Genomic DNA, 22,553 nt, shown 5'->3' with positions numbered 1-22,553 from the left:
TTACACCGCGTCGTAGATGACTTCGAGCGAGGGCCTGGTGATGACGGTGCCGCCGCACATGTCCTCGAAGGAGGCAGGCTCCAGCACCACGTTGCGGCCCACCGTGTCGCCGGAAAACAGGCCCAGCAGGCCGTCCTGGTCCAGCGGCGTCGGGCGCTGCGGCGGGGCTTCGGCAACATTGGTGGCGAGGTTCTCGAAGACCGAGGCCCACTCGCCGCCGGGGCGGCCGATGATCTCGTAATTGGCGCTCTTGCGGCGGATGTCCTCGTTGGCCGGAATGGCGGAGAGCACGGGGATGCCCACCTTCTCGGCGAAGGCCGCGGCCTCGCCCGTGCCGTCATCCTTGTTGATGACAATGCCGGCCACACCCACATTGCCGCCGAGCTTGCGGAAATATTCGACCGCCGAGCAGACATTGTTGGCGACATAGAGCGACTGGAGGTCGTTCGAGCCGACGATGATCACCTTCTGGCACATGTCACGCGCGATCGGCAGGCCGAAGCCGCCGCAGACCACGTCGCCCAGGAAGTCGAGCAGCACATAGTCGAAGCCCCATTCATGGAAGCCCAGCTTCTCGAGCAGCTCGAAGCCGTGGATGATGCCGCGCCCACCGCAGCCACGGCCCACTTCAGGCCCGCCCAGTTCCATGGCGAAGACGCCGTCGCGCTTGAAGCACACGTCGCCGATCTTCACCTCTTCGCCCGCCAGCTTCTTCTTGGCCGAGGTCTCGATGATGGTGGGGCAGGCCTTGCCGCCGAAGAGGAGCGAGGTCGTGTCGCTCTTGGGGTCGCAGCCGATCAGCAGCACGCGCTTTCCCTGCTGGGCCATCATGTAGGAGAGGTTGGCGAGCGTGAAGCTCTTGCCGATGCCGCCCTTGCCGTAGATCGCGATGATCTGCGTCTCCTTCTTCGGAGTGGCTTCGACGTCCATGTTCAGGTCGATGCTGTTCATGCGAGCGCGCTCCAGTCGAGGGCCATCTTGATGCAGGAAGGGTCGGTGAAGGCCTGTTCATAGGCCTCGGCCGCCCTGGCAGCCGAGGCGTGGTGGCTGATGAGTCCCTTGAGGCTCAGCCGGCCATCGGAAACGAGCGACTTCACGGCCTGCATGTCGGCCATCGTGAATTCGGCGGCGATGCGGATGCGGGCCTCGCGCATGAAGGCGGGCGGGAAGGTGAAGGAGAGCGGCTCCTCGTAGAAGCCCGCGAGCGTGATCTCGCCCTGCTTCCTGAGCTTGGGGATGATCTGGTCGAGCAGGCCCGCGGCACCCGAGGCATCGCAGATCGTCGCATAGTCGCGGCGCGTGTCCTGGTCGGGCGAGGTGACGGTGTAGCCCACGGCGCCATCGCGGCGCGCGGCTTGCGTTTCGAGGACGGTCGGCGCTTCACCACCCAGCGCCAGCGTGATGCGCGCGATGAGGCGGCCGAGCAGGCCGTGGCCGATGATGAGCTGGGGCAGGGCGTGTGCCACCGCGTGATGAGCGGTGGCGGCCAGTGCGATGAGAATGCCTTCCTCGTCGGCGATACCGTCAAGCTTCACGGCGCGCGCGGCCGGCAGCACGATGCGCTTTGCGGCGCCGCCGAACAGGCCTCTCACGTCCTTGTAGCAATTGGCGCCGGGCACGAAGACGAGATCGCCCTCGGCAAATCCGTCAGCGGCCTGGGAAACGCGCGCCACGGTTTCGTAGCCGGGCACCAGCGGATAGCCCATGCCGGGGAAGCTCGGCATGCGGCCGGCCCAGAGGAGACGCTCGGTGCCCGAGGAGATTCCGCTCCACACGGCATCGACGACGAGGTCGTCCGCCTTCGGCTCCTGCAATGCCACCGTCCTGAGCGCCAGTTTGCTTGGGCGTTCGAGGACGACTGCGACCGTTTCCATCTTCGGTCTCCCCGGAAGCCCGGCCAGCCCCGCAGCCAGCCCATAGACTCCCTGACTGTCAGCTTACTCTTACACTCTATTGTGTCAATAGACAGATACAGTCTGTCCGCCGTGGTGAATTGACACTTCCGGTGCCGGGAAACCGCCTGTTACCGGACCTCTCCCGCTGTCTTCGCTGACCCTTGCAAAGGGAGGCCCGGCACGCCCGAACCTCATCCCCTCCCCCTCGTGGTGAGGGGCAGGGGTGGGTGGGGGGCCGCGGGTCGTGGCGCCTCAGGCAATCATCATGACCCGGGCACCCCGCGACCGCCCCCAGACCGCCTCTTAACCGCCCCAGGTCGGCCATGCTCAACCCGTCCGGCGCGTCCGGCAGCAACCAAAACCGGTGACATCCGGTTGTCTCCCGCGACAACCGAAATGCATCCGAAAAACAACCAAACAGCATGCAAAATGCAACCGAAAGGCATCGCAAAAGCATCCACCGGCAACACCGTCCGGCAGGCTAGGGCATGGTCATCCGCAGCAGCCCGGATACAACCGGATTGCGAGTTGCCACCAGCTCGCAGCGGGCGAATCCGGCCTCCTTCGCCATGCGGCCGATCTCGTCCGGGGTGCGGGTCCTGCCCTGGCCCATGGCGGCGAAGTAGAGGCCGAAATAGGCATCCGCCACGGGGGCCGTGGCCCTGAGGCCGGAGAGGGGCTCGGCCAGGATCAGCGTGCCGCCGGGCGGCAGCATGCGGGCGACGGCGGCGAGCAGCGTGGCGACTGCCGCGTCGTCATGGTCATGGGCGATGCGGATGAGCGTGGCGCAGTCGGGGCCTTTGGGCAGCTCGCCGTCGAGGAAGCTGCCGCCATGGATCTCGAAACGATTCCCGAGGTTTGCGCGGGCAAGCTCGGTCACTTTGGGAAGATCGAAGAGGCTAAGCTTCAGCCGCGGGTAGCGCTCCGCCGCGGCCTTGAGAAAGGTACCGTTGGAGCCGCCGATGTCGATCACGTGCTGGTGGCGGCTGAAGTCGTAGGCGGCGAGGATCTCGGCCGCCACCGCCTGTTGCGAGGCGGCCATGAGGGCGGTGTAGTCGGCCGCGTTGCGCTGGTCGGAATAGCTCCAGAAATCCTTGAGCTGGTTCTGCTTTTTCGTGCCGGACAGGACGCCCAGCGGGTCCGTCAGGTCGGCATAGAGCAGGCTGTGGTGGGTGATGAAGCGGGCGATCCAGGGGTTGCCGGCCAGCGCCGCGCCATGGATGCCCAGCGTCACCTCGCCGGTGCTGGTGCGTTCCAGAATGTCGAGCGATATCGCCGCCTTGAGCAGGCGCTCCGTGCGGTCGGTGGGCCAGCCGATGCGCGCCGCGATGGCTTGTGAGGAGAGCGGCTGGCCCTGCAGCATCTCGATGAGGCCGAGCTTCACGGTACAATAGAGCACCTGGGTATAGGTGAAGCCGGCGAGGAGGTCGAAAAGCTGCCGCGAGCGCGCCCGGCTCACCGGCCTAAACGGCGGAAAATCCACGGCAAATTTCTGGAAGCGGGGGGATGACAGCAACCCGTTGCGAAAGCTCCGCCACTGGTCCGCGGCACGTCCCAGCAGGCTCATGTCACGCGGCGACGGTGCGCGCCGAGAGGCCGGTGACGAGGCTGCGGGAGACACCCTCGATCTGCTTGGCCAGCGCCTCGCGCCCCGGGCAGTCGGGGATCGCCGCGCGGGCCGCCGCGAGCAGCTCCTCGAAATGCGCCATGGCGCCGTCAAACCCAAGTTCTGCAACGAAATTCGGCGCGTGGTTGGCCTCGTCCTGGTGCACGGGCTTGCCCAGCGCCTCGGCCGAACCGGCCACGTCGCGCAGGTCATCCGCCACCTGGAAGGCCTCGCCGATCGCAAAGCCCAGTTTCTGCCAGGCAAAGGGCTCATAGCCCTGCGAGGCCGCGCCGCCCATCGTGCAGGCCGCAAACAGCGCCCCCGTCTTGGCGCGCTGATACCTCACGATATCAATAGCTTGCTCACATTCCCAGGCCTGGCCCGCGCAAATCCCCGTCGGCCCGCCCACGCAGCGGGCGAGAATCCCCGAAAGCTGCGCCACCCGCTCCGTCCGGAGCGCCAGCCATTCGAACCCCAGCACGATCAGCGCATCACCGGTCAGAACCGCAATCCGCTCCCCAAACGCCGCATGCACCGAAGGCTTCCCGCGTCGCAACTCAGAGTTGTCAAAACACGGCAGGTCGTCATGCACCAGCGAGGCGCAATGGAGGATCTCCACGGCGGACGCAAACGCGATTGCAGCGGATGCATTTTGCGTTGCAAACGTTGCATTTTGCGTTGTCGCCGTTGCATTTTGTGTTGCATTTGGTTGTGCATCAGATGCGTTCAGGCGTGCATCCCGCGTGGTTGTCGCGGTCGCGATTCTGGATGCGTTTTGCGTTGTCGCCGTCGCGTTTCCGGTTGCACAGGCGTTGCTCACCGCGAGCACCAGGCGGGGACGGATCCGGGCGCCTCCGGGGAAGACGGCGTGGCGGAGAGCCTGGCTCAGAAGAGGCGGGCAATCGCCGCCGGCGGCATGGCCCACGGCCTGTTCGAGTTCCTGTTCGAGGCGGAGTCCGATATCCATGGGTGTCTCCCGAGGCCGTCAGAAAGAAACGTCACTTGCGACTGTAAAGGAACATTGACATAGTAATCGCAGCTCCGCAACAGGGAAGCCGCGACACGGGGATGCCACGGGATCGCATCATCATCATCGGCGCCGGAATGGGCGGTTTGGCCGCTGCGCTGAGCCTTGCAAGCCAGGGCGAGGAGGTGCTGGTGATCGAGCGCCAGGCCTCGCCCGGTGGCAAGATGCGGCGACTCGCGGTCGGCGGACAGGGAATCGATGGCGGCCCGACCGTTTTCACCATGCGCTGGGTGCTGGAGCAGGTTTTCGCCGAAGCCGGGGCCGACGTGTCCGACCATGTGACGCTCGAACCCCTCGCCGTCCTGGCGCGGCATGCCTGGAGCCCTTCGGAGCGACTGGACCTCCATGCCGACCTTGCGGCCTCCGCCGATGCCATCGGCACCTTCGCCGGGGCAGGCGAGGCAAGGCGCTTCATCGACTTCAGCGCCGAGGCGAAGCGCATCTACCAGACGCTTGAGAAGCCCTTCCTCCGCTCGCAACGGCCGAACCCGGTGTCGCTGGCCATGTCGAATGGCTTGTCCGGCATGATGGACGTGGCGCGCATCAACCCCTTCGAGACAATGTGGAAGGGGCTGGCACGGCACTTCCGCGACCCGCGCCTGCAGCAGCTCTTCGGGCGCTATGCCACCTATTGCGGCTCCTCGCCCTTCCTCGCGCCCGCCACGCTGATGCTCGTCGCCCATGTGGAACAGGCGGGCGTATGGAGCGTCAGGGGCGGCATGCATGAGCTGGCGCTGGCGCTCGACGCACTGGCGCGGCACAAGGGCGTCAGCTTCCGCTATGGCGAGGCGGTGACGGGGATCGGCACGGAGGGCGGGCGCGTGGCCTGGGTCAGCACCGCGACGGAGCGGTTCGATTGCACCAGCGTGATCGTCAATGCCGATGCGCAGGCGGTGGCCACGGGGCTGCTGGGCGGTGACGTGAAGCCCGCCGTGACGCCGATCCAGGCCGAGCAGCGCTCTCTCTCCGCCATCACCTGGGCGGCGGTAGCGGAGACCTCGGGCTTTCCGCTGGCGCGGCACAACGTGTTCTTTTCGCGCGACTATGAAGAAGAGTTCCGTACACTGAGCACCGGTTACCCTGGCGAGCCCACCGTCTATGTCTGCGCGCAGGACCGCGAGGGACACGGGGGCGGACCGGAACGGCTGCTGCTGCTCGTCAACTCTCCCGCCAATGGCGATCATGCGCCGCAGCCCTTGGCCCGAGTGGAAGTTGCCATGCGGGCGAAGCTCGCGCAGTGCGGGCTCAGCGTCGACTTCAACGCCGACACCACAATCATCACCGACCCCGCCCGCTTCGATGCGCTGTTTCCAGCGACGGGCGGCGCGCTTTACGGGAGGGCCTCGCACGGATGGATGGCATCATTTCAGCGACCCGCGGCGCGCACGAAAATTCCGGGGCTCTACCTCGCGGGGGGCAGCGTGCATCCGGGGCCGGGCGTGCCGATGGCCATGCTCTCGGGGAGGCTCGCAGCGCAAAGCCTTCTGGCGTCACGGGTTTCGACGCGGCGGTCCCGGCGGGGGGCTACCGTTGGTGGTATCTCGACGGCCTGAGCGATGATGGCCGCCACGGCCTCACCATCATCGGCTTCGTGGGCAGCGTGTTCTCGCCCTATTATGCGCGCGCCCGCCGGAGGGGCGCTGCCGACCCGGAGAATTTCTGCGCCCTGAACGTGGCGCTCTATGGCGCGGGCGGCCACCGCTGGGCGATGACCGAGCGTGGACGGCGCTGGATCAGCCGCGATGCGACGCGGTTCACCATCGGACCCAGCGCCATGCGCTGGGAGGACGGCGTGCTGGTGGTCGACATCGACGAGGTGACGGTGCCGATCCCGTCGCGCCTGCGCGGCCAGGTGCGGCTCACGCCCTCGGCGATCTGCGCGCATGAGGTGAGGCTCGACCACGAGGGCCTGCATGTGTGGCGGCCCGTCGCGCCCTTCTCCCGCATCGACGCGGTGTTCGAGAAGCCTGCGCTGCGCTGGTCCGGCATCGGCTATCACGATTCGAACTGGGGAGCCGTGCCGCTGGAGGACAGTTTCGAGAGCTGGGTGTGGTCTCGCGCGGCGATGAAGGATGGCGCGGCCATCGTTTATGACACGGTGCTGAAGGATGGCGGCACCTCCGCCTTCGCGCTGCACATCGGGGCCGACGGACACGTGGAGGACATGGCCGTACCGCCGCGGCGCGAGATGCCGACGACCTTCTGGCGCATGGCGCGACACATGCGGGCGGCGCGCAGGTTTTCAGTTGCCTCGCTGCTGGAGGATTCGCCCTTCTATGCGCGCACGCTGCTGAAGCTGGACACGGAGGAGGGGCCGGCGGATGCCTTCCACGAGAGCTTGTCGCTGGCGCGCTTCCGGAACCCCGTCGTGCAGCTGATGCTGCCGTTCCGGATGCCGCGGAGAGGGTGAGGGCGCAACAGTCACCCCCAACTTCATCATCCATTCCAAACTTCATCATCGCCGGGCTCGTCCTGGCGATCCTTCAAGGCCTGAGCAAAAGGATGCCCGGGACGAGCCCGGCATGATGGGTGTGTGGAGGCTTGTGGCCGCACGGTCACTTCCGCTTGTCTCGCTTCAGCTTCCACAATTCCCAGAAGGCCCAGCCGAGGACGACGCCGGCGACGAGGATGCCCTCGGCGAGTGCGAGGCTGCTGCCGCTCATTGGCCCTGCTTCTCCAGCCTGGTGAAGAGATCGGTGAGCCACTGTGCGCGTTCGTCCAGCGTGCGCGGGGGGTGGATGGGCTGGCCGGCACTGGCCACCGCATCGATGAGGAACTGTGCGGCGGGGATGGCGGGCGCGGTGGAGCGCGGTGCGGACTGCAGCGAGGCCATGACGGCCTGTGCCAGGAGGGCAAGCTTGCGCGGGGTGGGCACGACGGCGCGGCGTGTGACGCTGTCATGGCCGTTCCTTTCCACCGCCCGGCCGATCTCGGCATAGAGCAGGCGGGCGGCGTGGATCGAGGGGCGGCAGCCCGATGGCAACATGGCGATGCCGGACAGGCTGCGGGCATAGAGGCGATCAGCCTCGGCGAGCAGCCGTCTCAGCACGTTGGAGAGCGGGACGGAGGTGTGGGGAGCAGCGAGGAAGCCTTCGGCATCGAGGCCTTCCTGGGCAAGCCAGCCGAGCGGCAGGTAGAGCCGCGCGCTGCGGGCATCCTCGCCTACGTCCCGCGCGATGTTGGTAAGCTGCATGGCAACGCCGAGGTCGCAGGCCCGGGCGATGGCGGACGGGTCTCGCACCTGCATGACAAGCGACATCATGGCGCCCACCGTTCCGGCGACGCGCACGGCATAGGCGTGGAGGTCATCGAGCGTGTGGTAGCGCCGCCCGCTCGCATCCCAGGCGAAGCCTTCGATGAGGGCCTCCGGTATCTCGCGCGGGATGGCGAAGCGCAGCGCCACGTCGGCGAAGGCACGGTCGGCCGGCTGATTGTCGGGGGCGCCGCGATAGATGCGGTCGAGGCGGGCCAGCAACGTATCGACGGCGGCACGGCTGTCGGTGGACTGGTCAACGAGGTCATCCGCCACGCGGCAGAAGCCATAGAGCGCGCGCGAGGCATCGCAGACACGCTGCGGGAGAAGCAGCGAGGCCGTGTAGAAGGTCTTCGAGCCATCGCGGATCATCTGCCGGCACTGGGCGAGATCGGCGGGCGAGACGAGCGGGCGCTCAGGCGAAGGCCGCAGCATCGGGAACCACCGTGTCGAGGATGCGGGCGGAGGAGACGACGCCGGGAACGCCCGCACCGGGGTGCGTTCCTGCGCCGACGAGGAAGAGGTTCTCGATGTCTTCCGCCTTGTTGTTGGGACGGAACCACGCGCTTTGCAGCAGCACCGGCTCCAGCCCGAATGCGGCGCCCTTGGCGGAGGAGAGGCGGGTTGCAAAATCGATGGGGGTCATGAGCTTCTCGGTCACGATGTGGTCGCGGAAGCCGGGGAGAAGCGTGTGGTCGAGATGTTCGGCGATGGCTGCCTTGTAAGTCTGCGCCTGCGTTGCCCAGTCGATGCCTGAGTCCTGATGCGGCACGGGTGAGAGGACATAGAAGGAGTCGCAGCCTTCCGGCGCGAGCGAGGGATCGGTGGCGGTGGGGCGGTGGAGATAGAGGCTGAAGTCCTTCGCCAGGATCTTCCTTTCGAAAATGTCCTGCAGCAGCTCGCGGTAGCGCGGGCCCATCATGATGGTATGGTGCTTCACATCCTCGTATTTTCGGTTGGTGCCGAAGTACCAGACGAAGAGGCTCATCGAATAGCGCGCCTTCGCGAGCTTTGCATCCGACCAGCGCCTGCGGGGCGCATTGCGCAGCAGCTTCGTATAGGTGTGGGCGGTTTCCGCATTGGAGACGACGATGGCGGCGGGAACCTCCGTGCCGTCGGCGAGGCGCAGACCGGTGACGCGTGAGCCCTCGCAGGTGATTTCGTCCACGGCAGTGTTGAGGACAATGCGGTTGCCCTGGCGCTGGACGAGCCTGGCCATGGCCTGCACGAGGGCACCCGTGCCGCCCATGGCGAAGTGCACGCCGAACGCCCGCTCGAGATAGGCGATCATGCTGTAGATCGCCGTGACCTTGAACGGGTTGCCGCCAATGAACAGCGGATGGAAGCTGAGCGCCATCCGGATCTTCGGGTCCTTCACGCGTGCTGCCACGTGCTGGTGCACGGTGCGCCAGGCGCCAAGGCGCAGGAGGTCGGGTGCGATCTTCAGCATGTCGAGGGGGGAACCGAAGGGCACATGGCCCAGCTGCTCGAAGCCGATGCGGTAGATCGCCTCGCTCTCGGTCATGAAGCGCTCGTAGCCCGCGACGTCGGAGGGCGAGATGCGGCGGATTTCCTCGGCCATGCGGGCGGGGTCCGCGCAGCAGGACATGACAGTGCCGTCGTCGAAGCGGATGTCGTAGAAGGGGTCGAGCGCCTTGAGTGTGACGTCGTCGGAGAAGGTTTCTCCCGCCAGCGACCAGAGCTCATCGAGGATGAAGGGCGCAGTGATGATAGTGGGGCCGGCATCGAAGGTGAAGCCGTCCTGGCGGAAGACGGAGGCGCGGCCGCCCGGCTGTTCCAGCTTCTCGTAGACGGTGACGCGGTATCCGCGTGCACCCAGCCGGATGGCAGCCGCAAGCCCCCCGAGGCCGCTGCCGATGACGGCGGCGTGGGGGCGCCGGTCGGCCACGGCGGCCCTGGGCGGGGGATGGTCGATGTCTGTAAACATCAGTTGACAATAAAAACTGTCAATTCAGATTTGGCAAGGGGTCAGATCGTCCTACCGGAGGGCGTGAGCGGCGGGGTCCGCGATGATGGCGGCCGCACCCGTCGGGTCTTCCTCATGGGCGAGGTGGCCGAGACCCTTGATTTCGATCAGGCCGGCATGCTGCGCGAGCCTGGCGGCTTCCGCGGCGCGGGCGGGCGGAATGGTGCGGTCGCCTGTGGCATAGACCAGCGTGATGGGAAGGGGCAGGTTCTTCAGGTCCTGCGGCACCCAGTGCAGGTCCCAGGCGGCCATCATGCCCAGCGTTCCCGCAATGTGGCCCTCGTTGGAGAAGAGCTTCTGGTAGAGGGTGATGCCTTCGGCATCGATGTGGGAGCCCGTGTCGCGCAGCAGGCGCTCCACCGCCTTGCGGTCCGCCATGCGGGCGAAGAGCTTCTGCACGATGGTGGCGTTGGCAAAGGTCTTGGCGAGGGGCGAAAAGAACTGGCCCGCGACGCCCGAGACCGGGAAGAAGGCGCCGTTGAAGCTGATGATGTCAGCGGGCGCGAAGAGCCGCTCCACCGCCATGCGCACCAGCACCGCCGCCCCGGCCGAGTGGCCGACGGCGCGGACCGGCTCGACCTTCAGTGTGCGGAGCAAAGACGCGACGGCGGCGGCCATGCCGGGAAGTGACAGGCTGTGCTTCGACGGCGGCTGGGTGAAGGCATGGCCGGGAAGGTCCATGGCGACGACGGTGTAGTGCGCGGCGAGCTTCGGCATCACGTCGCGCCAGGTGTGGGTGGCGGATCCGGTGCCGTGGAGGAGCAGCAGCGCCGGGCCTTCGCCCATGATCTGGACGTGCCACGGCATTCCGGCGGCATCGACGAAACGACTGGCGGCATGGTTCGGCCAGTCGCGGCCGTCCTTTGCCCAGTCGAGGTAGTAACCCATGCTCAGGCCTGCATGGCGGCGTTGACGCGCGCCGAGATCTTCGTGGCATCGGCATGCGGAAGCGGCAGGTAGTCGGCCCCCATCGCCTCGGCCAGCCTGCGGGCGGGGCCCGTGCGCGTGTCGGAAAGATCGATCATCAGTGTCCTCACCCCGGCGATGCGGAGCGCCCTGGCCGCGGCCTCGGCATCGCGCAATGCCGCCGCGCGGTCAGCGGTTCCATCCCGCGCGATGTTGGCCTTGCCGTCGGTGAGGAAGACAATGAGCGGCACGCCGCCGGCGCGGCGCACCTGATCGGCCACCAGCATCGACTGTTCGATTCCGGCTGCCAGCGGCGTGCCGCCGCCGCCGGGAAGGTCGGCCAGCGACTTCTTGGCACGCTGCAGCGAGCGGGTGGGCGGCAGGAGGAGTTCCGCCTGCTTGCCACGGAAGGCGATCAGGGCCGTGCGGTCGCGCCGCACGTAGCAATCCGCCAGCAGCAGCTCGACCGCACCCTTGGCCTCCGCCATGCGGTGCAGTGCGGCAGAGCCCGAGGCATCCACCGCGAAGATCGCGGTGGTCTCGCGCTTCTCCTTGAAGCGGCGGATGCGGAAGTCCGGCTTCTCGACCTGGAGTCCTTTGCGGACAGGGTTCGAGCGGCGGCGGAGCGGCTGCCACGGGGCTGCGGCGCGCAGCGTGTCGATGAGGCTGAGGCGCGCCCCGTTCTTCGGCTCGCCCTGGCGCGTGCCGGCGGGGCGGCCGCGCCTGAGGCCCGCCTTCTGCGAAACGGCCCCCGCGCCGGATCTGGATGCGGGCTGGCGAAGGTTCCTTTCGAGCGCGGCGAGCAGGCCTTCCGGCAGCGACGCCTTCACCGCATCGAGCAGGCGGTCGGCGAGGTCCTGCGGCGTCGGGGCGCCATCCTCGGTATCGCCCGGGTCGGGCTGATCCTGCGGGGCGGGCTGTTCGGGTTCGTCCTCAACGGCGGGATAGGTGACCGCACGCGGCGCGAGGACGAGGCGGGCGGCGAGGCCCGCGTCATCGTCATCGACTGCCAGGCGGCCATCGAGCGCGGCGGCGGCGCGGGCGGCGCGCAGCGCCATGACGGCGGGGCGGATCGACGACAGGCCCAGCGCGAGCGCCGTCTGGCACAGGCCTTCGGTGATGCGGTCCGGAATGACGACGGAGGGGAGGAGCGCCCGCGCCGCGCCGATGTCGATGTCGAGGGGTTCATAGGTGCTGACGTCGAGCAGGAAGGCGACGCGCTCGATGAGGATCATCGGTGCATGCTCGTCGTCGATGCCTTCGTCATGGGCGATGACGGTGAAGGGCGCGCCATGGTCCATGGCGGCAGCGATCAGCGCCGCCCTGTCGAGCGGCAGCCGCTCGGCGGAGGTGAGGAGCAGCAGGCCCCTCGCTTCGGCGAGCAGGCCGTGGTCGTGGACGGGAGCGCCGGACTTCAGAGTGGCGGCGACGTCGATCGCGCCGGCGAGGCGGTCGATGCCGATATGCGGCGGCACGCGGTGGCAGGTCCGCCCCGAAAGCTGTTTCAGGGCGGAGAGGAAGGCGGCAGCATCACCCTTCAGCACGGCGCCCTTGAGCCCGGTGGGGTCAAGGGCCAGCAGGGCACAGGCGAGGGCGGCCTCGCTCACGCGCCCAGGACCTCGGCCACCGCGCGGGTGATGCGGGTGGTGGAGCCGGTCTCGTCCAGCGGATTGCGCCGCAGGCGGTGGCGGAGCGAGGCTGCGGCCATGCGCTTCAGGTGATCGTCGGTGACGCGTTTCGCACCTTCATAGGCAGCGAGGGCGCGGGCGGCGCGCATCAGCGTGAGCTGGCCGCGCAGCCCGTCGGTCTTGAGGTTGATGCACAGCGCCGCGGCGCGTTCGAGCACGCTGTCCGGCACCTCGACGTCGTTCAGGGCCTTCCGTGCCTTGACGATGCGGCGGCGCGTCTGGTCTTCCTGCTTCGCCCACTGCGCGCTGAAGCCTTCCGGGTCGCGCTCGAAGGCATCGCGGCGCTTGACGATCTCGACCCAGGTCTTGACCTCGGTGGGCGTGCGGACCTCGACCGAGAGGCCGAACCGGTCCAGGAGCTGCGGGCGGAGTTCGCCCTCTTCCGGGTTGCCGCTGCCGACGAGCACGATGCGCGCCGGATGGCGCACCGAAAGGCCATCACGCTCCACCACGTTCTCGCCCGAGGCGGCAACGTCGAGGAGCAGGTCGACGATGTGGTCCTCCAGCAGGTTGACCTCGTCGACATAGAGATAGCCACGGTTGGCCTGGGCGAGCAGGCCCGGCTCGAAGCTCTTCTCGCCATGCGACAGCGCGCGCTCGAGGTTGAGGGCGCCCAGCACCCGGTCCTCGGTGGCGCCGAGCGGCAGGTCGACCACCGGGATCGGCAGCTTGCGGAGCTTGTGGGTGGCCGATTTGCGGCAGGCGTCGCACTGGGCCGAAGGGCTGTCCGGATCGCAGTGATAGGCGCAGGAGGTGGCGCGGATCTCGGGCAGCAAGGCCGCGAGGGCCCGCACCGCGGTGGATTTTCCCGTGCCGCGGTCGCCGAAGGCGAGAAGCCCCCCGATCAGCGGGTCGACGGCGGTGAGGAGCAGGGCCTGCAGCAACTCGTCCTGGCCCGCGATGGCGGAGAAGGGATAGCGAAGTGTCATGATGACAGGTGTAACATGAAACTGACACATGGCAAATGCGGCGGTTGCGCTGTCAGCCCGGCCCGGGCAGTTTTGATCCATGTCAGACCCCGCGCCAGACCGACTCACCCGGGCCCTTGCCCTGATCGATGCCGCCAATGCACGGGACCCGGCCGGACAGGCAGAACCCTACGGGCGGCGGATGAGCGAGGCGCTCGCGGCGTTCCGCCCCGATGCGCCGGAGGCCTTGAAGATCGCGGCGCGCGCCCAGCACATCGAGCGCTGGACCATTCCGCGCGCGTCCTATCCGGAGGGCCGCATCGCCTATCTCACCTGGCGCAAGGACCTGCAGAAGCTGCACGCGCGGCGTGCCGGCGAGATCATGGCGCAATGCGGCTACTCGGACGACGAGATCGCCCGCACCGCCGCGCTGCTGAAGAAGGAGCGGCTGAAGCAGGATGCCGATGCGCAGACCCTGGAGGACGTGATCTGCCTGGTCTTCCTGCGCTACGAGGCCGAGCCCTTCATCGCCAGGCACGATGACGAGAAGGTGCGCGACATCCTGGCCAAGACGGCGCGGAAAATGTCCGCCGCGGGCCTTTGTGCTGCGGCGCAGGTGCCGATGGGCGAGCGGCTGGCGCGGCTCTTAGGCGAGGCGCTGCGGGGCTAGTTCACCCCACTGCCTTCATCAGGCTGCCGGTGGCCGGGAACAGCGGGATCAGGCAGGCCTGGAGCGCGTGGTAGATGTCGGGCTTGCCGGTGAAGAAGCGGTCCACGGGCTTCAGGTCCTCGCCCAGTTCGGGGAACCAGCCGCCGGTCGCGGGGTCGATGAAATGGAGGGCCGAGAAGTCCCACACCTTGCGGTACCAGTCCTCGTAGAAGCGGTCGGGCTTCAGGGCGTTGAGGAAGGCGGCAGCGCCGATGGCCTCGGTGGCGGGCCACCAGATCTTGTGGGTGAGGGCGGGCTGGTTGGAAAAGTCGAGCGTGTAGTAGAAGCCGCCCTGCGTCTTGTCCCAGCCATGGCTGACGGCACTGCGGAACAGCTTCTCCGCCGCCTCGATCATCCAGCCTTCCTTGCGGCCGTCGAGCACCCAGAGCTGCGCCATGAGCCTTGACCACTCCAGCCAGTGGCCCGGCGTGGTGCCGGCGGGGCGGAACATGTCGGAGCCCTTGTAGGTCCGGTCGATCTTCCATTGCTCGTCGAAGTGCTCGGCCACGACATAGCCGAGGTCCTTGGCGTGGCGGCCGATGATGAGGCGGGCGATGCTCTTCGCCATGTCGAGATAGGCCGCGTCATGCGTCGCCTCGAAGGCGGCCATCAGGGCTTCGGTCAGGTGCATGTTGGAGTTCTGGCCGCGATAGTCCGAGATCTTCGCCCAGTTGCGGGCGTACTCCTCCGACACCGCGCCATAGTTCGCGTCCCAGAACCGGATGTTGATGACGTCCGTCACGTCGGCCAGCAGCTTCTTCGCCAGTGGATGGCCGATCATCGCCGCATCGGCCGCCGCCAGCAGCACGAAGGCATGGCCATAGGCCTGTTTCGAATCGTCCTTGAAGCCCTCGTCGTCGAGCGACCAGCAATAGCCGCCATAGCGCGTGTCGCGGTGGCCCTCCCAGAGATAGCGCATGCCATGGTCGACGATCGTCGCCGCCCCCGGCCGGCCAAGCTTCACCGCGATGGCGTAGCAATGCACCATGCGGGCCGTCTGGTGGATGTGGCGGATGGTGCCGAAGGGGCGGCCGGCCGCATCGAGATCATGGAAGCCGCCTTTGGGGTTCACCGCGTTATGCTGGAACAGGTCGAACAGGGCATTGGCCCGGTCCTTCAGCCAGTCACGGTGCCAGGGGCGGGCAGTCCAGTTGCTATCGGGCATTGCAAAATCCTGAGACTCATTCGACGCGGATGCGCGCCGATGCTGTTTTGCCCTTCGCATCGATCACCGACAAGCGGGCAAAGCCATGCGAAGGCTGGTCCCAGAAGGCGTCGCGGCGGAATTCGCGCTCGGCAATGGGAATGCCATCGGCAAGCCAGGTGAAGGGCGGCGTTCCGCCATAGACCTTGAGGCTCAGCGCCGGGGCGGCCTCGCCGTCGAGGTCGATGCGCGCGCCATCGGGCGGGAAGGCGATGGCGGGCGGCGCTGCGCCTTCAACCGAGGTGGCGACCTCCGGCAGGGCATTGGGGCGGAAGCGCTGGAGGTTGGCGGGGAGTTCCGCCGTGCGCGCGATGACCGTGCCGGGAGGGGCCGGGCCCAGCGCCACGCGGGCCGCGCCGATGCGCTGGAAGGCCTCGAACAGGATGGGGGCGGCCGCCAGGCGGCCGACCACGCCGGGCACCGCCGCGCCATCCGGACGGCCCACCCAGACGGCGATGGTATTGGCGCCGTCATAGCCCACGGCCCAGGCATCGCGGTAGCCATAGGACGTGCCGGTCTTGAAGGCGATCTGGCCGCCGACTGCGTTCTGCGGCGTGGGAGCACCCTTCAGCACGTCGCCGATCATCCAGGCTGCCGTGGGCTCGAAGAGGCGGCGCAGCGGCTTGGCGCCGCGCTCCTCCGACAATTGCCAGCTGAGCTGGATCGGTTCGCCGCCGCGGGCCAGCGCCACATAGAGCGTGGCGAGGTCGGTGAGGCGCACGCCCGCGCCGCCGAGGCCCACGGCGAGGCCCGGCCCGGCATTCTGCGGCAGCACGAGCTTCACGCCCGCATTGGTGAGGCGCGCCATGAGGCGGTCGGCGCCGATGGCATTGAGGATCTGCAGCGCCGGCACGTTGAGCGACTGCTGCAGTGCGGTTCGCACGGAGACGGTACCGTGGAACGAGTCGTCGAAATTCTCCGGCGCATAGGCGCCATAGCGCACGGCGCGGTCATCGATCAGGGTTTCGGGGTGAACGAGGCCGTCCTCGAAGGCGAGGCCGTAGATGAAGGGCTTCAAGGTGGAGCCCGGCGAGCGCAGCGCCTGCGCGAGGTCCATCTGCCCGGCGCGCAGCGTGTCGAAGAAGCCGGTGCCGCCGACATGGGCGCGCACCTCCCCGGTGCGGTTGTCGGCCACGAGAATGGCGGCGGCGACACCGGAGCCGATGGCCAGCGCCCGGTCGCGCGCCAGCGTCTCGAGGGCAGCCTGCAAGTCACGCGACAGGGTGGTGGGGGCCACGGTGCCCGGGGGAACGGCCCTGGCAAGCCGTTCGGCCACATGTGCTGCGAGCATGGGGAAGGCGAGGCGACCCTTGGGAGCTTCCTCGGACGCGGCGGCTTCGGCCTGGTCGGCATTGACGATGCCGTCGGCGCTGAGGCGGCCGATGACGCGGTTTCGCGCGTCGGCAGCGGATTTCGGGAAGCGGTCCGGGCGGCGCGTTTCGGGCGCCTGCGGGAGCGCCACGAGCAGGGCGCTTTCGGCGGTCGACAGCCGCTTCGGCTCCTTGCCGAAATAGGCCAGTGCGGCGGCCCGTGTGCCCTCGATGTTGCCGCCATAGGGGGCGAGCACGAGATAGAGATCGAGGATCTCGGCCTTGGAGAGGTGGCGCTCCAGCTGCACGGCGCGGACCATCTCGGCGAACTTGTCGGTGAGGCTGCGGGCGGGGCGCGGCTCGAGCAGGCGGGCGACCTGCATGGTGAGCGTCGAGCCGCCGGAGACGACGCGGCCATGGGTGGCCGCCTGCCAGGCCGCACGCAGCAGGGCCTTCGGGTCGACACCGCCATGCTCATAGAAGCGCTTGTCCTCATAAGCGACGAGCATCGCCAGGAAGCGCGGGTCCACGTCCTTCGAAGTCACCGGCAGGCGCCAGTAGCCGTCGCGGGTGATGAATGGGCGGAGCAGCCTGCCGTCACGGTCGGTGACCAGCGTGGAATAGGTAATGTCCTTGCCGAGAGGCACAGGTCCCAGCCGGCGCAGCGTCTCGCTCAGCGTGAAGCCCGCGGCGTTGACCGCGAGCACGCCAAGAAGCAGCCCCGCATAGAGGCGTAGGGGCCATCTGCTGCGGGGCTTCGTCGTCATCAGGGTGCCGTGACCGTCACCGTGCCGGGCGCCGTGCGGGCGTTGAGCTCGGGGCGGTACATGTCCTCCACCGTGGCGCCGGGATGCACGTAGGACCCGGGCGAGACGGCGCGCACCATGTAGGCAAGCTTGGCGGTGGAGCTGGTGAAGCTCGCCACGAAACGGTCATCGCGGAACTCGGTGTAGGGCGCATAGGTGGTGTCCGAGAGCCAGGCGAGATCGGCAGTCGATCCCGACGAAACGAGGGTCGGGTTCTCGATCTCGAAGCCCGCGGGCAGCCTGTCGACCAGCAGGAACTGGCCATTCTCCGCATCGCCCACCGGCTTCATCACGCTCAGCACCGCGACGAGGCGGGTGTTCTGGCTGACCGTCGCCGGATCCGCCGGCTGGCCATCGGGCGTGAAATACTTGCGCTCGATGACGAGGCCGTTGAAGGCCTCGGGTTCCGGCACCGTGGGCGAGCCGGAAACGGCGACCACTGCCTTGACGATGTCCGGCCCGGTGTTCTGCACCTTCACGTCGGTGGCGAGCGCCGCCGCGGAGTAGACGCGGTTGAAGCCGCCGTCATGGCGCGTGCCGTTGACGTCGAGCCGGATGGACTTGGCCTCGTTGATCACCGAACGGGCGGCGAGCACCATCCATGCCATGTCCTGAGTGGAGGCATAGGTGGTGCGCGCGCGCTCCACCTCGATGGCGCCCATGGCGGTCTTGATGACCTGGGGCTTGGCCTTCGAGTCGGTGGCGAGTGCCAGGATCGCCGAAGCATCGCGCAGCACCGAGCCATAGTCGGCACGGTAGGCGCCACGATCGGAGGAATCGACCTCGTCGCCCAGCTCCTCGATGGCGGCGGCGAAGGCAGCGTCTGAACGCTCCTTGTCGCCGAGGATGGCGAGTGCGGCGGCCACCTGCGCGCGGGCCAGCGGCGAGCCGAACTGGTTGATCTTGGTGTCGGCCAGGTACTTGAGGTCGCCCACCGGAGCGCGGCCGGCACGCGCCAGCACATAAAGCGCATAGGCCATGTCCTGGCCGCCGCCCTCCTCGATGTCGGGTGCGTTGCCCACCATGTTGCGGATGTAGTCGAGGCCGCCGACCAGCACGTCCTCCGGCACGTCGAAGCCCTTCTCGCGGGCGCGCAGCAGGAAGTCGGTCACATAGGCGGTGAGCCAAAGGCTCGAGTCATCGCCATAGGCCGACCACAGGCCGAAGGACCCGGATGAGGACTGGCGGTTGATGAGACGCGTCACCGCCTTTTGCATGCGGTCCGGGATCGCGGCATCGAGGTCCTTCGGGTCGACGCCGAGGTCGCTGAGATAGAGCAGCGGCAGGGCGCGGCTGACCGTCTGCTCGGAGCAGCCATAGGGATACTTGTCGAGGTCGCGGACGAGGCCCGCTGCATCGAGCTGCGGCAACGGGCTGATGGAGAGCGCCACCGAGCCGGTGCCCGGCACCATGTCGGACAGCAGGTCCTTGCCGATGGTGAGCGAGCCGCCCCTGGCCTGCAGCGGCATGGTGGTGCGCCGCGTGACCAGCGGATTGGCCGGCTCGACACCGAGCACGAAATCCTGGTCGAGCAGGATGTCACCCGGGCCCTTCAGCGTGGCCACGATGCTGGCTGTGCCGTAGCCCGTGCCCTTGACCGGCACGATGATGGTCGACCGCGCCCCGGCCGCGCCGAGCGTGAGCTTCTGGATCGCGGTGTTGGGCTCCGCCGTGACGGGGCCATCGATCGAGACGCCGAGCGTGTAGTCGCCCGCCGGGCCCTCGGCATTGACCACGTCGAAACGCAGCTGCGAGCTGTCGCCCACGGCGAGGAAGCGCGGCAGCGTTCCGGAGACGACGACGGGGTCACGCGCGATCACGTCCTTCGATGCGTGGCCGACCTTGGTCTTGCCCCATGCCACCGCCATCACACGGATGGTGCCGTTGAAGGCGGGAATGTCGAAGTCGACCGAAGCCGTGCCGTCATCCGCCACCTTGACGATGCCCGAATAAAGCGCCAGCGGCTTCTGTGCGGGAGGCGGGGCGTTGAAGGCGGCTCCGCCATCTCCGCCGGAGCGCAGCTTGCCGCGCTCGCCCTGCATGCCGTCGATGAGCATGCCATAGATGTCGCGCAGCTGCGCGGTGAGCTGTTTCTGGTCATAGTAGAAGTTCTCGGGCGCCGGCGGGTCGTAGCGCGTGAGGTTGAGGATGCCGACATCGACGGCAGCGACCGTGACGAAGGCCTCCTCGCCGGCGGCGAGGTTGCCGAGCTTCACCGGCACGGTGAGCCTGGTGCGTGGCTTCATCAGCTCCGGCGTGGCGAGCGAAACCTCCAGCGTGCGCTGGGCGCGGTCGATACCGAACCAGGCGAGGCCCATGGCGCGCGACGGCATGCGCTTGGCCTTCACGTCCATCGGCTTGTAGAGGCTGGCCAGCACATAGGCGCCCGTGCCCCAGCCTTCGCCCACGGTGAAGGGAATGGTGAGGCCGCCCTCGGGAACATCCACCTCCTGCGATGCGAGCAGTCCTTCGCCGACGATCTGCACCGTGGCCTTGCCGGCATAGCGGGCCTCGATCTTGACGTTGACGGTGTCACCCGTCTTCACGTCGGTCTTGTCGAGGGCGACCTTCAGGGTGTCCGGCGTGTTGGCCTTGGCGGAATCGAAGCTGTAATAGCCCGACGAGAAGTCGACCGAGGCCGGGGTGATGCCCGGCGCATCGATCTCGAGGCGGTATTCGCCCCAGGAGAGCGTCTGCGCGAAGGCCGTGGGCGTGTCGCCCGCAATGTCGAGCGTGCCGTTGGCGAGCTTGGTGGCGCGCGTGACGGCCTCCCAGCGCCACTGGCCATCGGAGTTGAACCACTGCCAGTCGCGCACGATGCGCTTCAGCGTCCAGTTGGCGCCCGTGACGGCGACCTGCTTGCCCTCCGGGTCCACCGCGATGACGGAGAAGGCGGCGGGCTTGCCCTCCGGCGCCGAGCCATCCTCGAAATTCGCCTTGATGGCGAGCATCGGCTGGGGCGAGGCGATGGGCAGGCTGGCGGTGCGCTCCACCGCGCGGCCGCCGGGCTCGCGCATGCGGACATAGACATCGGCCTTCAGCGGCTGCGAGGTGACGGGAAGCTCCGGCAGCGCGATGTCGATGTCGGCATGGCCGTTGATGTCGGTCTGCGGCAGGTCGGCGGCGGCGAACTGGACCGTGTCGGGGCGTTCGTCCATCAGGCCGAAGCTGTAGTCCTTCCATTCCGGGAAGGGGGTGGCGTCGGCGGTGATCGAGACGGTGGCCTCGAGGTCGAGGCCCGCACCCGGCGCGCCGAAGAGATAGCGGCCGTCCACCTTCATCTGCAGCGTGTCCCTCACGCGCGGCGTCTTCGACACGAGGTCGAACGCGATGCGGTCGGGGATGTAGTCCTCGACGAGGAAGGAGGTTTCGCCAACGGACTCGCCCGCGGGGTCGGTGAAGGCGCGGATGCGCCAGGTGCCACCCTGGGCACCCTGGGCGATCTGGATATCGCGCGAGAAGCCGCCCGCACCCTGGTCGCTCAGCGTGGCGGTGAGATAGGCAACACCGTCAGGGCGTTCGACCACGAGGGTGACGGGAAGGCTGGTGATGGCGTTGGCCTTGTCGTCGCGCAGCAGGACGGTGGCATGTACCGTCTCGCCACGGCGATAGACGCCGCGTTCGGCATAGACGAAGGCATCGACGGCGCCCGAGGGGGCGCGGCCGGTGACGCCGCGGTCGGTGAGGTCGAAGGCGGGCTGCTGCAGGTCGAGGAAGGAATAGTCGCCGCCCTCGGCCTGCGCCACGACGAGGGCCGGGGCCTGGCCGCCGTCGCCCTTCATCAGGCCGGGGTCGAACACCACGTTGCCCGCGGCATCGGACGCCGCCTCGCCCAGCACCTCATTGTTGCGGGCGATGAGGCGGACCTTCGCGTTGGCGACGGGCTCGGCCGTGGCGATGGAGCGCAGGCTCACGTGCAGGCCGTCCTTGCCCGACATGGTGGCGAGGCCAAGGTCGGAGACGACGAACCACTGGGTGGCGACATTGTCGTAGGACTCGCTCTCGCGCGTGGCGGGCGAGGCCGTCATGACATAGAGGCCGGGCGCGAGCTTGCCCATCGCCTCGTCCACGGGGATCGCCGTGGTGATGTCCTGGTTCTGCGGGGCGGGGGTTTCGAGCGTGCCCTCCCAGACCAGCTGGCCCTTGCTGTTGGCGATGTCCTCGGCCGAATAGCCGCTGATCTGGCCGCGGAAATCGGAGCCCAGCACGCTGCCGATCATGTTGCGGTCGCCGATGCGGTAGAGCGCGATGGCCGCTTCCTTGCTGTTCACCGAGATCAGCGGAATGCCGTTCTGGCCGGTGCGCGGCAGCACATAGGCATTGCCGGCGAAGCGCACCGAGGGCTGGCGGTCGCGGACGTAGAAATCGAAGCTCACGTCCCTGGCCAGCGTGTCGTCGATGGCGGCGGGCAGGCCCTGGCGCGCGGTGATGGAATAGCGCTCGCCGTATTTGAGGCCCTCGACGCAGAGGCGGTTGCCTTCCGCCGTGACGGCGGCGACGGGGCCGGGTTCCTGCGTGAAGTAGGAGGTGAAGTCGCTCACCGTGCGCGACACCGGCTCCGACATCTCGAAGCAGGCGCGCGGCGGCACCGTCTCGGTGTCGACCTTGTAGTCGGAGACACGGAAGCCATGATCGACGCGCATCTGCTCGAAGGCCTCGCGGATCGCCGGATCTTCCTGGAGCCTCAGGCTTTCCTTGTAGGCGGTCAGCGCCGGCCGCCACATCTCGCGCTTGGCGAAGCCCTGGGCAGCGAGGTTGAGGGCTTGGCCCTCCTGCTGGGGCGAAGAGAGCTGCGTATAGGCCTTGAGCGCCGCGCCGATGAGCTTGGAGGGGAGCGTGTAGCCGTCGCTGTCGTTGACGGGGGTGGCGACGGAAAGTTCCTGCGCGAGGTCGAGCCACAGCGCTCCGTTGGTCGGCTGCCTCGTCAGCAGCTGCTCGAGCGAGGATGCGGCGAGGCGCGCATTGTTGGCGGTACGCGCGGCGGCAAGGTCCGCCTGGATCTCGGGCTCGGTGCGCTTCAGGTCCTTCGCGATCTTGGCGAGGTCCAAGTCGTAGTCGCTCAGGTACCAGCTGAACTGGTCGACGGGGAAGGGCTTGGCGGCGGCGTGCGCGGGGGCATCTGCGATGAGGGAGAAGACGGCGGTGAGGAGAAGGGCGAAGAGGGCAGTGAGGAGTGGCAACGACCCCCACCTCTCATCATGCCCGGGCTTGACCCGGGCATCCTTTTCCGATGCCAGCGCAAAGGATCGCCGGG

The 22,553-nt window shown here is 68.0% G+C and carries 15 protein-coding genes; 3 read left to right on the top strand and 12 right to left on the bottom strand.

Annotated elements, in window-relative coordinates; translation table 11 throughout:
* From DK847_RS15540 to DK847_RS15525, 4 genes are all read right to left on the bottom strand, one after another.
* On the bottom strand, positions 1 to 951 hold the full coding sequence (locus DK847_RS15540) for a chlorophyllide a reductase iron protein subunit X (protein ID WP_111199437.1): 951 nt from the start codon (positions 949 to 951) through the stop codon (positions 1 to 3).
* On the bottom strand, positions 948 to 1,874 hold the full coding sequence (gene bchC, locus DK847_RS15535) for a chlorophyll synthesis pathway protein BchC (protein ID WP_111199436.1): 927 nt from the start codon (positions 1,872 to 1,874) through the stop codon (positions 948 to 950). Before bchC ends, DK847_RS15540 begins: the two co-directional genes overlap by 4 nt.
* Positions 1,875 to 2,376: 502 nt before the next feature.
* Entirely contained in the window at positions 2,377 to 3,462 is a 1,086-nt protein-coding gene (locus DK847_RS15530) for a methyltransferase (RefSeq protein WP_111199435.1), read from the bottom strand.
* A 1-nt stretch (position 3,463) separates the two neighbouring features.
* Positions 3,464 to 4,468, bottom strand: a complete 1,005-nt coding sequence (locus tag DK847_RS15525) for a polyprenyl synthetase family protein (RefSeq protein WP_111199434.1) — start codon at positions 4,466 to 4,468, stop codon at positions 3,464 to 3,466.
* A gap of 101 nt (positions 4,469 to 4,569) precedes the next feature.
* Here DK847_RS15525 and crtD point away from each other — a divergent pair, with 101 nt between their 5' ends.
* On the top strand, positions 4,570 to 6,081 hold the full coding sequence (crtD, locus tag DK847_RS15520; protein ID WP_111199433.1) for a 1-hydroxycarotenoid 3,4-desaturase CrtD: 1,512 nt from the start codon (positions 4,570 to 4,572) through the stop codon (positions 6,079 to 6,081).
* 38 nt (positions 6,082 to 6,119) lie between these two features.
* Entirely contained in the window at positions 6,120 to 6,938 is an 819-nt protein-coding gene (locus DK847_RS15515; protein WP_245414632.1) for a hydratase, read from the top strand.
* A 249-nt stretch (positions 6,939 to 7,187) separates the two neighbouring features.
* Here the strand turns inward: DK847_RS15515 and DK847_RS15510 are convergent, their stop codons facing one another.
* The 5 genes from DK847_RS15510 to bchI are packed head-to-tail and all read right to left on the bottom strand — an operon-like array spanning position 7,188 to position 13,291.
* On the bottom strand, positions 7,188 to 8,216 hold the full coding sequence (locus DK847_RS15510) for a phytoene/squalene synthase family protein (RefSeq protein ID WP_111199432.1): 1,029 nt from the start codon (positions 8,214 to 8,216) through the stop codon (positions 7,188 to 7,190).
* The gene (locus DK847_RS15505; RefSeq protein ID WP_111199431.1) at positions 8,197 to 9,729 is read right to left on the bottom strand and encodes a phytoene desaturase; all 1,533 of its coding nucleotides are present in this window, start codon (positions 9,727 to 9,729) and stop codon (positions 8,197 to 8,199) included. Before DK847_RS15505 ends, DK847_RS15510 begins: the two co-directional genes overlap by 20 nt.
* A 51-nt stretch (positions 9,730 to 9,780) precedes the next feature.
* A complete protein-coding gene (gene bchO, locus DK847_RS15500; protein ID WP_111199430.1) occupies positions 9,781 to 10,656 on the bottom strand; it encodes an alpha/beta fold hydrolase BchO in 876 nt (291 codons plus the stop codon).
* A gap of 2 nt (positions 10,657 to 10,658) precedes the next feature.
* Positions 10,659 to 12,281, bottom strand: coding sequence for a magnesium chelatase subunit D (locus DK847_RS15495; protein WP_111199429.1), 1,623 nt, complete (start codon positions 12,279 to 12,281; stop codon positions 10,659 to 10,661).
* Entirely contained in the window at positions 12,278 to 13,291 is a 1,014-nt protein-coding gene (bchI, locus tag DK847_RS15490) for a magnesium chelatase ATPase subunit I (protein WP_111199428.1), read from the bottom strand. The genes DK847_RS15495 and bchI overlap by 4 nt, the downstream gene beginning before the upstream one ends.
* 79 nt (positions 13,292 to 13,370) lie before the next feature.
* On the opposite strand from bchI, the gene DK847_RS15485 reads away from it, so the two are divergent.
* Entirely contained in the window at positions 13,371 to 13,940 is a 570-nt protein-coding gene (locus DK847_RS15485) for a DUF4202 domain-containing protein (RefSeq protein WP_111199427.1), read from the top strand.
* A 1-nt stretch (position 13,941) separates the two neighbouring features.
* Here the strand turns inward: DK847_RS15485 and DK847_RS15480 are convergent, their stop codons facing one another.
* The 3 genes from DK847_RS15480 to DK847_RS15470 are packed head-to-tail and all read right to left on the bottom strand — an operon-like array spanning position 13,942 to position 22,479.
* Entirely contained in the window at positions 13,942 to 15,144 is a 1,203-nt protein-coding gene (locus DK847_RS15480) for an AGE family epimerase/isomerase (RefSeq protein ID WP_111199426.1), read from the bottom strand.
* Between the two features lie 16 nt (positions 15,145 to 15,160).
* On the bottom strand, positions 15,161 to 17,260 hold the full coding sequence (gene pbpC, locus DK847_RS15475) for a penicillin-binding protein 1C (protein ID WP_111199425.1): 2,100 nt from the start codon (positions 17,258 to 17,260) through the stop codon (positions 15,161 to 15,163).
* Entirely contained in the window at positions 17,260 to 22,479 is a 5,220-nt protein-coding gene (locus DK847_RS15470; RefSeq protein ID WP_111199424.1) for an alpha-2-macroglobulin family protein, read from the bottom strand. The genes pbpC and DK847_RS15470 overlap by 1 nt, the downstream gene beginning before the upstream one ends.
* Positions 22,480 to 22,553: the final 74 nt, after the last annotated feature.

Origin of the sequence: Aestuariivirga litoralis, assembly GCF_003234965.1 — a bacterium.
GTDB classification, from domain to species: Bacteria; Pseudomonadota; Alphaproteobacteria; order Rhizobiales; family Aestuariivirgaceae; genus Aestuariivirga; species Aestuariivirga litoralis.
This window is presented reverse-complemented; position numbering and strand designations above follow the sequence as displayed.